Genomic DNA, 12,161 nt, shown 5'->3' with positions numbered 1-12,161 from the left:
AAAACCGGGCCATGGCCCGGTTTTTAATTATTCATCGCTTCGTCAAAATGTTTAAGGCAAAAGTCGGTAATCATCGCTTTTTCATCTTCCTCTAAATCGAATTCGAGCGCACCTTCATTCCCTTTTTCAAATATATCATATTTAATCAGTTTGCCTATTTGTTCTTCAACTACAAATAGTACCCGGATATATAAACCATTTTCTGAAAAGAGCTCATCCTCTTCCGGCACTTCAATATCCAAGAACAACTCGTAACGCTCCCCGGTTAAAATACCAAATGGATCATTCAATTTTTCAATACTGTATTCTGTAATGTTTAACATCATGTGTACATCCCTTCAAAGAAGATAATCCTATTATACAGGAAATCGGTATATTGAACAGAAAGCTGGCCGCAATCCGTTTGCATTTTTTTTGATTTTTATCTGATTTAGGAGAATAATCGTACAATTAATCAAGCCTTGTCTAGATTGAAAGACATAGATGAGGGTAATTTCTCCTAAATTCTTTTTAAGTAAATAGTAAAACACTATTTATTTATATCAAAAAAAATGTTATATTATTTTCGATTAGTAGGAATGATTCAACATCAGAGGTCTGATGTCTTAAGAAACTAGCTGGGGGAAACTGTATGTCAATAAAATCAGATAGTCGACATTTATATTTGCAGGTCATTGATTACCTGAAGCAGGATATTGAAGCAGGGGTCTATCAGGAAAATGAAAAATTCCCTTCTGAATTCGATCTTGCAAAAAAACTGGGAGTGAGTAGGGCAACACTTCGAGAAGCGCTGCGAATTTTAGAGGAAGAAAACATCATCATTCGCCGCCATGGAGTTGGGACTTTTGTCAATCCAAAACCTCGGTTCTCATCAGGTATCGAGCAATTAAAAAGTGTCACGAACATGATTGAAGAGGCAGGGATGAAGCCGGGTACGATTTTCTTAAGCTCGACGGCTCAAGAACCAACAGATGAGGATTTACGCAGGTTTACCTGTTCACCAGAAGAACGCATCGTCATTATCGAACGTGTAAGGACAGCGAATGGCGAGCCGGTTGTCTACTGTGTCGACAAAATTCCTGAATCAATACTATCAGAAAATTTTGACCGTAATGATGAGTCTCTTTTTGATATTTTGGAAAGAGATGCACATCGGAAAATTACGCATGCCGTAGCAGAGATTGAACCTATTGGATATCATGAAAAAGTTTCTCCTATCCTTAAATGTTCACCGGAAGCCGCACTACTCGTTCTAAAGCAGATGCATCTGGATGATTGGGACCAGCCTATCCTGTATTCTGTTAACTACTTTAAAGCCAATATGTTCAGTTTCCATGTTCTCCGCAAACGAGTGTAATCCTTAACTCTTGCATACGGGTGAATGCAAGCGTTTGTTCCAAATTCATACGTATGTAAAAAAAATTAACGAGAAGTGAAAACGCAAACATAAATGACTTTTCAGAACATTCCTGCTCAAAAAACTATGCATTTTAGGGGGAAAAAATTTGAAAAAGCGCAAATTAGGTCTAGCTCTTTCACTTGTTCTTGCAGCCGGTACGCTATTGGGAGCATGTGGTAATTCAGAGAATGACGATAAAGAATCCTCAAATGGTAAAGGCAACAAAGATAACTTCACAGTTGCCATGGTAACGGATACTGGCGGAGTGGATGACGAGTCGTTCAACCAATCGGCTTGGAAAGGTATTCAGGAATTCGGTAAGGACAATGGTTTGGAAAAAGGTAAAGATGGCTTTAACTACCTGCAATCTAAATCTGATGCTGACTATGCTAAAAACCTGAATACACTTGTACGTGAAGATTACAAACTTATTTACGGTATTGGTTTTCTTTTAGCTGAAGCCGTTGGTGAAGTGGCTGACCAACGTCCTGATTCTAACTTTGCCATCGTGGATACAGTTGTAGATAAAAAGAATGTTGCCAGCATTAATTTTAAAGAGCAACAAGGATCATTCCTTGTAGGTGTAATTGCCGGATTGCAAACGAAAACAAACAAGGTCGGTTTTATCGGCGGAGTTGAATCTGAATTAATCAAGAAATTCGAAATTGGCTTTAAGGCTGGGGTTTTATCTGTAAATCCGGATGCGAAAGTGGAAGTTAAATATGCCGGAGATTTCAATAAAGCAGACATCGGTAAATCCACTGCAGGTTCCATGTATGCTTCAGGTATCGATATCATTTATCATGCTGCTGGCGGAACTGGAAAAGGTGTATTTACAGAAGCTGTCGAGCAAAAACAAAAAGATCCTAAGAGAGAAATCTATGTTATCGGTGTAGATAGCGACCAAGCTAAATTAGGAGCAGTCCCAGGAACTGACGACAACATTACACTGACTTCCATGCTAAAACGTGTTGACGTAGCAGTTAAAGACCTTTCTGTGAAAGCGAAAGAAGGAAACTTCCCAGGTGGAAAAGTAATTGAGTATGGTATCGAAGAAAATGGTGTAGGCATTTCTGATACAAAAGATAACGTAACAGAAGAATCTTTAAAAGCGGTCGAAGAGTGGACTGAAAAAATTAAATCTGGTGATTTCGTAGTTCCAGGTACGGATGAAGAATTCAAAAAACTTGATTTATAAGCTGTAATAGAAGAGAGAATAGGGAGGCAGAATTGCCCTCTATTCTTTCTTTTCCTAAAAAACGCTCTAGGTACTGTAAAATATCGAATGAAAAACTATGATAGATTCGTAGTTTTTCATTTGGTTTTTTTCAAAAAAATCAATAAGGTAAGATCATCAATTTAATAATTAAGAATATTTACACTCATTTTAGGAGTTGATAATACGTGGAATATGTAATTGAGATGCTCAATATCCGTAAGGAATTCCCAGGCATCATCGCAAATGATAACGTTACCCTTCAGGTTAAAAAAGGGGAAATTCACGCATTATTAGGTGAGAACGGCGCGGGAAAATCCACTTTGATGAATGTTTTATTCGGCTTATACCAGCCAGAGCAGGGAGAAATTCGTGTGAATGGTGAGCCAGTCAAGATTACCAGTCCAAACATTGCCAATGATTTAGGGATTGGAATGGTCCATCAGCATTTTATGCTCGTTGACCCTTTTACTGTAACAGAAAATATCATATTAGGAAAAGAACCATCAAAGGCTGGTAAGATCGATTTAAAAGAAGCGAGTGAGGAAGTTAGGAAACTATCAGAACAATATCAGCTTCGTGTCGACCCCTATGCAAAGATAGCCGATATTTCAATTGGGATGCAGCAACGTGTTGAAATCCTAAAGACACTCTACCGTGGTGCGGAGATATTGATTTTTGATGAACCAACCGCTGTTCTGACTCCTCAAGAAATCAAGGAACTGATTTTTATAATGAAAGCTCTTATCAAAGAGGGGAAATCTATCATTTTAATTACACACAAACTTAAAGAAATCATGGAGGTTTGTGACAGGGTAACGGTAATACGCAAAGGGCAAGGAATCGGAACTGTGAATGTCAGCGAAACGAACCCTAACGAATTGGCCAGCTTAATGGTCGGTAGGGAAGTTTTATTTAAGACGGAAAAAACGGCAGCTGCTCCTTCTGATGTCGTTCTCGAGGTTCGGGAACTGGAAGTCAAGGATCCCCGTGGCGTTTCAGCTGTTCGGAACTTGGATTTAACTGTCCGTGCAGGAGAAATTGTCGGAATCGCTGGAGTGGATGGAAATGGTCAATCCGAATTAATTGAAGCATTAGCTGGTCTAAGGAAGACAACAGCAGGTTCCATAAAGTTAAATGGAAAAGAAATCAGTAATCTGAAGCCGCGTAAAATCACGGAAGCGGGCGTTGGTCATATTCCAGAAGACAGACATAAGCATGGTTTGGTTCTTGATTACAGCATTGGGGAAAATATTGTCTTGCAAACCTACTATCAACAGCCTTTCTCGAAAGCTGGTATCTTGAACTCAAAGAAAATATTTGAAAAAGCCCGTTCATTGATCAAAAGTTACGATGTTCGTACTCCGAGTGAATATACCCCGGCAAGGGCGCTTTCTGGCGGAAATCAGCAAAAGGCAATCATCGGCCGTGAAGTTGATAGGAACCCGGATTTATTGATTGCCGCACAGCCTACACGCGGGCTTGATGTGGGTGCGATTGAGTTTATCCATAAACGCCTGATTGAACAGCGGGATGCAGGAAAAGCGGTACTCCTCATATCATTTGAATTGGAAGAAATCATGAATGTGAGCGATAAAATTGCCGTTATATACGAAGGGGAAATCGTCGCAATCGTCGATCCGAAAGAAACGACTGAACAGGAGCTTGGCCTTCTTATGGCCGGCAGTAAACGGACGGAAGCAGGTGGAAAACAACATGTCTAAGTATTTATCTAAATTAACGAGTCCGTTAATAGCAGTTATCCTCGGCTTAGTCGTTGGGGCCATAATCATGTTGGTAAGCGGCTATGACCCAGTTGCCGGCTATGGCTCCATGGTAAATGGAATTATTGGGGATTCTTATTATGTAGGGGAATCCGTCAGGACAATCATCCCTTATATCCTTGCTGGTTTAGCAGTGGCTTTTGCTTTTCGTACGGGCCTATTCAATATCGGGGTAGAAGGGCAATTAATAGTTGGCTGGCTGGCGGCGGTTTGGGTCGGAATCGCTTTTGAGCTTCCAAGGATCATCCATTTGCCGTTGGCGATCTTAGCTGGTGCAGCTGCGGGCGCCTTGTGGGCATTTATCCCTGGATATTTAAAAGCGAAGTTTCGTGTACATGAAGTAATCGTTTCTATCATGTTGAATTATACAGCTTTATATGTAACGAATTATTTAATTCGGAATGTAATGACTGACAAGCTGGATAAAACAGAAAGAATTGCAGATACAGCATCACTGCGTTCTCCTTTTTTTGAAAGCATTACGGATTTTTCCCGGATGCATTGGGGAATAGTCGTAGCAATTATATGCGTAATCATCATGTGGTTCATTCTTGAAAGAACAAAAACGGGCTTTGAACTGAAAGCGGTAGGTTTCAATCAGCACGCGTCCGAATATGCAGGGATGAGTGTAAATAAGAACATCATCCTTTCCATGGTTATTTCTGGTGCTTTTGCAGGGCTTGCGGGTGCGATGGAAGGCCTTGGAACTTTCGGTTATGCTGCGGTCAAAGGCGGGTTCACAGGTATGGGCTTTGACGGGATTGCAGTAGCCTTACTAGGGGCGAATACGGCTATTGGTGTCGTTCTGGCCGCCTTATTATTTGGGGGACTGAAAGCAGGTGCCTTAAATATGCCGCTAGAAACCGGCATACCAAGTGAAATTGTAGATATTGTCATAGCATTGATAATTTTCTTCGTCGCATCCAGTTATTTTATTCGTTGGATTGCCGCTCGATTTAAGAAAGGGGTGAAATAAGTGGATTTTTACCAAGTACTGCAAATAATTATTCCATCCATGATTGCTCTAGCTGCTCCACTTATTTTTACTTCACTCGGAGGGGTGTTTTCTGAACGGGCAGGTGTCATAAACATCGGTTTAGAAGGATTGATGGTCATTGGTGCCTTTACAGGGATCGTTTTTAACTTAATGTTTGCTGATGTCTTTGGCGCATGGACTCCGTGGCTGGCCGTCTTAGCGGCAATGATTGCCGGATTGCTGTTTTCCATTCTACACGCTGTCGCATGCATTACGTTCAGGGCAGACCAAACGGTTAGTGGGGTCGCCATCAACTTGTTGGCAGTTGGTCTAACCATGTTTTTGGTGAAGCTGATTTATGACAAAGGTCAAACTGATAGGATTACAGAAACATTCCCAAGGATTGATGTTCCGCTACTAAGTGATATTCCATTTATAGGACCTATCTTTTTCGCAAATGGGTATTATATCGTCTATATAGCGATCCTAATATCGTTTGTCGTTTGGTATGTACTTTATAAAACACCATTTGGATTAAGGATCCGTGCAGTGGGGGAGCATCCGATGGCTGCTGACACGATGGGTGTCAATGTTACGAAAATCAGATATGCCGCCGTTTTATTATCAGGTGCTTTTGGCGGTATCGGCGGAGCGATTTATGCGACCATCTTTTCGAATGAATTCAATCATGCGACGATCAATGGTCAAGGGTTCATGGCCATTGCCGCTATGATTTTTGGTAAATGGCACCCAATTGGGGCAATGGGTGCAGCACTATTCTTTGGTTTGGCTCAAAGTTTAAGCATCGTTGGCTCGAGCCTTCCTTTCTTCAAGGATATTCCATCTGTTTACCTCTTGATCGCTCCTTATGTTCTGACGATCATTGCACTAACTGGTTTCATTGGACGTGCAGATGCTCCAAAAGCATCTGGACAGCCTTACATCAAAGGGAAAAGATAAGTAATTTGACCGGTCAGCAAATTGTGCTGACCGGTTTTTCCTTATGTGAAAGCTTAAGATTGGGGCCACAATTGAGAAGTCCTTGTGAAAACCCAAAAAAAGTAGCTGTAACTTGCATGATTTTTCCTTTCACATGTATATTTTAAGTAGATGTTTAAAAGGGTTCCGATCTACAAACAATAAGCAAATAAAGGTTATTTATATAATGAGGAGGATTATTCATGTCAATTGCTTCCGATACTATTACGGAAAAAAGCGGCTACAAGCTTCATGTGGTCCGTACGGATAAATATAAAACGAATACTCTCGTTCTGAAGATGAAAGCACCGTTGACAAAAGAGGACGTTACATATCGTGCATTGCTGCCATATGTATTACAAAGCAATACAAGTAAATACCCTACAACACCCGAGCTTCGATCTTATCTAGATGATTTGTATGGGGCAGGGTTTTATGTCGATGTAGCTAAAAAAGGTGAATATCAAATCATAAGTTTTACAATCGATATCGTCAATGAAAAGTTCCTTAGTGATTCAACCCCCCTTCTCGAAAAGGCTTTTGGATTATTATCCGAGGTAATCTTTCACCCGAAGAAGAATGGAGAAGCTTTTGACGCTAAGACGGTTTCCAATGAAATCCGTTCATTAAGGCAGCGGATACAATCCATTTCCGATGATAAAATGAGATATTCAGCTACAAGGCTTGTCGAGGAAATGTGCAAAAACGAACCATATGCTCTTGAGGCGAGCGGTAATCTGCAAGACTTGGAAACGATAACGCCCGAGTCACTTTTCACCTATTATAAAAAAATGCTGAATGAAGATGAAATCGATTTATATGTGATCGGCGACATCGATGAAAAAGAAGTGGAAGCTCTAGCTGACAAGTATGTGTCACTAAAAGAACGGGTGCCGGTGAGCCCGCCAAGGAATACGGATAAAGACGTGGATAAGGAAAAAGAAATCATTGAAAATTCAGATGTGAAACAAGGGAAATTGAATATTGGTTATCGAACCAATGTTGCATATGGTGACCAGGAATATTATGCACTTCAGCTCTTTAATGGGATCTTTGGTGGTTTTTCACATTCAAAACTTTTCATTAATGTTAGGGAGAAAGCCAGTCTTGCTTATTACGCAGCTTCGAGGCTCGAAAGTCATAAAGGTCTGTTAATGGTCATGGCGGGCATTGAAAATGCAAACTACAAGCAGGCACTGGAGATCATTCACGCACAAATGAATGAAATGAAGCAAGGGAACTTTTCCGAAGAAGAACTGGACCAAACGAAAGCGGTCGTAAAGAACCAGCTCCTGGAAACCATTGACGTGTCGAGAGGACTAGTGGAAATTTTATATCATAATGTGATTTCCGGCTTGGATATTACACTAGACGACTGGTTTGCAAAAACAGAGCGGACGACAAAGGAAGAAATCGTTGCCATTGGTCAAAAGATTCAGCTTGATACGATTTATTTCCTAACAGAAGCGGAGGTGCAAGGGTAATGGAGAAAATAGCATTCACTCAATTAAAAGAAGAACTTTTCCATGAAAAAATGGAGAATGGCCTAGAAGTATATATTCTTCCGAAAAAAGGGTTCAATAAATCATTTGCGACGTTTACGACAAAATATGGTTCAATCGATAACCATTTTAAACCATTGAATCAAAAGGAATTCTCTAAAGTGCCTGATGGAATTGCCCATTTTCTTGAACATAAGCTTTTTGAAAAGGAAGATGGTGATGTTTTTCAGCAATTCTCAAAGCAGGGAGCATCTGCAAATGCTTTTACTTCTTTTACCCGTACAGCCTACTTATTTTCAAGCACGTCCGATTTCAATAGAAATCTAACGACCTTAATCGACTTTGTCCAGGATCCTTACTTTTCGGAAAAAACGGTAGAGAAGGAAAAAGGAATCATTGGCCAGGAAATTAATATGTATGATGATAATTCAGACTGGCGGTTATACTTCGGTACGATAGCCAACATGTATCATCAACATCCGGTGAAAATTGATATTGCCGGTACTGTGGAATCCATTGCCGATATTACGAAAGATATGCTTTACGAATGCTATAATACGTTTTATCATCCTAGTAACATGCTGTTATTCGTTGTAGGACCGGTAGATGTCGAGAGTACAATGAAGTTGATCAGGGATAATCAAAACAATAAAGGGTACAAAGAACAGGCCGAGGTGGAACGTAAATTCGCTGAAGAGCCGGAAACCGTTGCAAAGGATAGGGAAATCTTGAAGATGAATGTCCAGACACCGAAAGTGATGCTGGGGATCAAGGCCACCAATGTTCATCAATCAGGTTCACAGCTTTTGAAAAGGGAATTGGCGACCAATATTTATTTGGAAATGCTGTTTGGCAAGAGTTCACCTTTGCATGAGGAACTGTACGAGAAAGGGCTGATCGATCAAAGCTTCTCCTATGATTATACACAGGAGCAGGGTTTTGGCTTTGCGTTAATTGGCGGGGACAGTTCAAAACCTGAAGAATTGACAGAGGCTTTATTCGGGATATTGCAAAAATCCAAAGCAGGAACCGGGTTGAATGAAGAAAGCCTGCAAAGGACGATCAAGAAAAGAATCGGTTCTTTCCTTCGTTCTCTGAATTCCCCGGAATATATCGCGAATCAATTCACCCGATATGCATTCAACGATATGAACTTGTTTGATGTGGTATCGGTATTAGAAAAACTAACGATTGAAGATATCAGGAACATCGCCAAGGACTTAATATCCGATGAACGGATGACCGTCTGTCAGGTACTTCCTAAATAAAATAAAAAAGGGGGCGGGAATGTGGGGAAACGTTTTGCCCTTATTACTGGTGCCAGTGGAGGAATCGGCAGGGAAATCGCTATAAAGCTCGCCGAAGAGAATTATTCACTTTACTTACATTATAACAACAACGAAGAAGCAATCCTGGAATTAATTGAGGAACTGAAACCTCATCAAGTTGAACTTATTCCGGTTCAAGCTGATTTAGCTACACCGGACGGATACAAGAAATTGGCGGATAATATTTTTGCCCTTCATGCCATCGTCCTTAATAGCGGTAATAGCTATTATGGGCTCATCTCCGATATGGATGAGAAAATCGTGAATGAAATGGTCCAGTTACATGTAACGAGCCCTTTCCAATTAACAAAGGAACTGCTTCCCAAGTTGATGTACCAGGAACAGACTGCAATTGTTGCAGTCACATCGATTTGGGGACAGACGGGTGCATCTTGTGAGGTCCTATATTCAATGGTCAAGGGCAGCCAAAATGCATTTATCAAGGCACTGAGCAAAGAAGTATCGCTGAATGGGATCCGAGTGAATGCCGTTGCCCCCGGTGCGATTTCAACGTCGATGCTCGAAACCTTCAGTGCTGAAGATTTGGAAATCATCAAAGGCGATATCCCGATGGGCAGGATGGGCAATTCGAAAGAAGTCGCCGAGGCCGTTTTCTTTCTGCTTTCTGACAAGTCATCATATATCACCGGACAAATCTTAGGCGTAAATGGTGGATGGTACACATGATTTTTGTATGACATGTATAATTTCCTCGGTTCCTTCACAAAATATCTATGTACTATTTTGAAGGAAAGGGTGACCATTCATGTCTGTACTAGACAATTGGGATCAATGGAAAAATTTCTTAGGCGACAGATTAAATCAAGGTGAACAACAAGGTTTATCAGGAGGGGCTGTTACCAACTTGGCTTTTGAAATCGGCGATTACCTTGCTAAGCAGGTTGAGCCCCAGAATGATCAAGAGAAAGTTCTTGCTGATCTTTGGTCGGTCGCAAGCGATGATGAAAAACATGCAATGGCAAGCGTTATGGTCAAGTTAGTCGAGAACAATGGATCAAAGTAAACTATCAAGCCAAAGGCCCTGTTATTAATTAACAGGGCCTTTGGCTTGAAGTTGACAACTATTTATCCTCTTCGATAAAAATGAAGACTTTTATAGGGTTTTTCCTTTTAACTTAACAGGAAATGCTATATTATAGAATCTAGACAATAATAATTAATGGGTACAGGCCTTGAAAATAACGATGGTTAAGTTTTGCCCGGATGTTGGGTAAATGCTTTTAGGCTTAAGGAGTGTTATCGTGGAGAATAAAGAATGGTATTTTGAATATGAAATTCAAGTCAACCGCCCAGGTTTATTAGGGGATATTTCATCCCTGCTGGGTATGCTGTCGATCAATATCATCACTATTAACGGGGTTGATCAAGGCAGGCGTGGCTTACTTTTGTTGGCGAAAGATAGCCGTAATATAGAAAGATTCGAATCAATCCTCCGTACGATGGATACGATAAAGGTCATTAAGCTTAGGGAACCTAAATTGCGTGATCGTCTTGCTGTCAGGCATGGACGTTATATTCAGCGCGATGCTGATGAGAAAAACACCTTTAGGTTTGTCCGTGATGAACTTGGCTTGCTTGTCGATTTCCTGGCCGAGCTATTTAAACAGGAAGGTCATAAATTAATCGGCATCCGAGGCATGCCACGTGTAGGGAAAACGGAATCTATCGTAGCCTCGAGTGTATGTGCTAATAAAAGATGGTTGTTTGTGTCATCAACCCTTTTAAAGCAGACTATCCGCAGTCAGCTTATTGAGGATGAATATAACAATGATAATTTATTCATTTTAGATGGAATTGTTTCGACTCGCCGTGCAAATGAGCGACATTGGCAGTTGATTCGCGAAATCATGAGGCTTGATGCGGTCAAAGTCATCGAGCATCCGGATGTTTTTGTCCAAAATACCGAGTATACTCTCGAAGACTTTGATTATATTATTGAATTGCGAAACAATCCAGATGAAGAAATAACATATGAAGTTGTCGACCAAAAAGACCAGTTTTCTGGATCTGATTTTGGTTCCTTTGACTTTTAAAATGGCAGGTGTTTTTATTTGACTGAGTTAGGTAATCGATTAAAGGAAGCTAGGGAAGCAAAAGGCCTTAGCCTCGAAGACTTACAGGAATTAACGAAGATTCAAAAGCGCTACCTCATTGGCATTGAAGAGGGAAATTACAGTATGATGCCTGGAAAGTTCTATGTACGGGCTTTCATAAAGCAATATTGTGAAGCGGTCGGGCTGGATTCCGAAGAGATTTTTGAACAATATAAGAGTGAAGTGCCTTCAGTCTATAGTGAGGAATTGCCTGAACAACTTTCAAGGGTCCAATCCCGGAAAACGATTCCGGCTGGGGACTCCAAGGTTGTAGAAATGTTGCCTAAAATCCTAGTTTCAGTTTTAGTTATTGGTGTTGCTATATTAATTTGGGTGTTAGTATCCAATTATATGAGCAAGCCAGATACTGCTGATAAAAAGAGTGAAAAACAGAACGAAGTGGTCGGATACAACAAAAGTGATGAATTAAACAAAAAGGAACAAGAGAAAGCGGATAAAAAGCAAGAGGTAAAAAACGAAGATACATCTGACAAGAAAGATGATGCAGATGACGCTGTAGATGAAAAGACCAAGCAAAAACTTACCGTTAGCAGTACAAACGGTAAAAATAGTACGTATGAATTGAAAAATACGGATACATTTAAGTTAAAAGTGACTTCAAAAGGCTCACCATGGGTTGGCATTAAAAATGGTGAAGGTAAATTACTATTCCAAGGGACTATCAGCAAGGACGATAGCGAGGAAATTGATTTCACCAATGAAAAAGAAGCTGTCATCAATGTAGGCAGAGCGTATGAAACGGATATTTTTGTGAACGATGAGAAGCTGGAGTATTCCATTTCACCGACTGAAGTGAATACGCAATTGGTAACGATACAATTTACGAAAGCCGAATAGTCATCT

Annotated in this window: 12 protein-coding genes; 11 read left to right on the top strand and 1 reads right to left on the bottom strand. The window is 40.5% G+C overall.

Annotation, left to right across the window (positions count from 1 at the left end):
* Positions 1 to 23: 23 nt before the first annotated feature.
* The gene (locus LQ203_RS10935) at positions 24 to 323 is read right to left on the bottom strand and encodes a DUF6509 family protein (protein WP_230157974.1); all 300 of its coding nucleotides are present in this window, start codon (positions 321 to 323) and stop codon (positions 24 to 26) included.
* 308 nt (positions 324 to 631) lie between these two features.
* Between LQ203_RS10935 and LQ203_RS10930 the strand changes: the two genes are divergently transcribed.
* The 11 genes from LQ203_RS10930 (at position 632) to LQ203_RS10880 (ending at position 12,155) form a co-directional block, all read left to right on the top strand.
* Positions 632 to 1,357: a GntR family transcriptional regulator gene (locus LQ203_RS10930; protein ID WP_230157972.1), complete on the top strand. Its 726-nt coding sequence runs from the start codon at positions 632 to 634 to the stop codon at positions 1,355 to 1,357.
* Between the two features lie 148 nt (positions 1,358 to 1,505).
* Complete coding sequence (locus LQ203_RS10925; RefSeq protein ID WP_230157964.1) at positions 1,506 to 2,597, top strand: BMP family protein; 1,092 nt, start codon at positions 1,506 to 1,508, stop codon at positions 2,595 to 2,597.
* Between the two features lie 206 nt (positions 2,598 to 2,803).
* The gene (locus LQ203_RS10920; protein ID WP_230157962.1) at positions 2,804 to 4,339 is read left to right on the top strand and encodes an ABC transporter ATP-binding protein; all 1,536 of its coding nucleotides are present in this window, start codon (positions 2,804 to 2,806) and stop codon (positions 4,337 to 4,339) included.
* The gene (locus tag LQ203_RS10915) at positions 4,332 to 5,375 is read left to right on the top strand and encodes an ABC transporter permease (protein WP_230157961.1); all 1,044 of its coding nucleotides are present in this window, start codon (positions 4,332 to 4,334) and stop codon (positions 5,373 to 5,375) included. Before LQ203_RS10920 ends, LQ203_RS10915 begins: the two co-directional genes overlap by 8 nt.
* Positions 5,376 to 6,335, top strand: a complete 960-nt coding sequence (locus tag LQ203_RS10910; protein ID WP_230157960.1) for an ABC transporter permease — start codon at positions 5,376 to 5,378, stop codon at positions 6,333 to 6,335. It begins immediately after the preceding gene.
* A gap of 221 nt (positions 6,336 to 6,556) precedes the next feature.
* Positions 6,557 to 7,837: a pitrilysin family protein gene (locus LQ203_RS10905; protein WP_230157959.1), complete on the top strand. Its 1,281-nt coding sequence runs from the start codon at positions 6,557 to 6,559 to the stop codon at positions 7,835 to 7,837.
* Entirely contained in the window at positions 7,837 to 9,123 is a 1,287-nt protein-coding gene (locus LQ203_RS10900) for a pitrilysin family protein (RefSeq protein ID WP_230157958.1), read from the top strand. Before LQ203_RS10905 ends, LQ203_RS10900 begins: the two co-directional genes overlap by 1 nt.
* A gap of 21 nt (positions 9,124 to 9,144) precedes the next feature.
* Positions 9,145 to 9,870: an SDR family oxidoreductase gene (locus tag LQ203_RS10895; protein ID WP_230157957.1), complete on the top strand. Its 726-nt coding sequence runs from the start codon at positions 9,145 to 9,147 to the stop codon at positions 9,868 to 9,870.
* 79 nt (positions 9,871 to 9,949) lie between these two features.
* Positions 9,950 to 10,207 carry a DUF3243 domain-containing protein gene (locus LQ203_RS10890; RefSeq protein WP_230157955.1) on the top strand — a complete coding sequence of 86 codons (258 nt, stop codon included), beginning with the start codon at positions 9,950 to 9,952 and terminating at the stop codon, positions 10,205 to 10,207.
* Between the two features lie 238 nt (positions 10,208 to 10,445).
* Entirely contained in the window at positions 10,446 to 11,237 is a 792-nt protein-coding gene (locus tag LQ203_RS10885; protein ID WP_230157954.1) for a DUF3388 domain-containing protein, read from the top strand.
* Between the two features lie 18 nt (positions 11,238 to 11,255).
* Entirely contained in the window at positions 11,256 to 12,155 is a 900-nt protein-coding gene (locus LQ203_RS10880) for a RodZ domain-containing protein (RefSeq protein WP_230157953.1), read from the top strand.
* Positions 12,156 to 12,161 lie beyond the last annotated feature (6 nt).

The sequence above is a fragment of the Peribacillus sp. Bi96 genome (genome assembly GCF_918698115.1).
In the GTDB taxonomy this organism is placed as follows: domain Bacteria; phylum Bacillota; class Bacilli; order Bacillales; family DSM-1321; genus Peribacillus.
The sequence above is the reverse complement of the archived record's forward strand: the minus strand, read 5'-3'. Positions and strand labels throughout refer to the sequence as shown.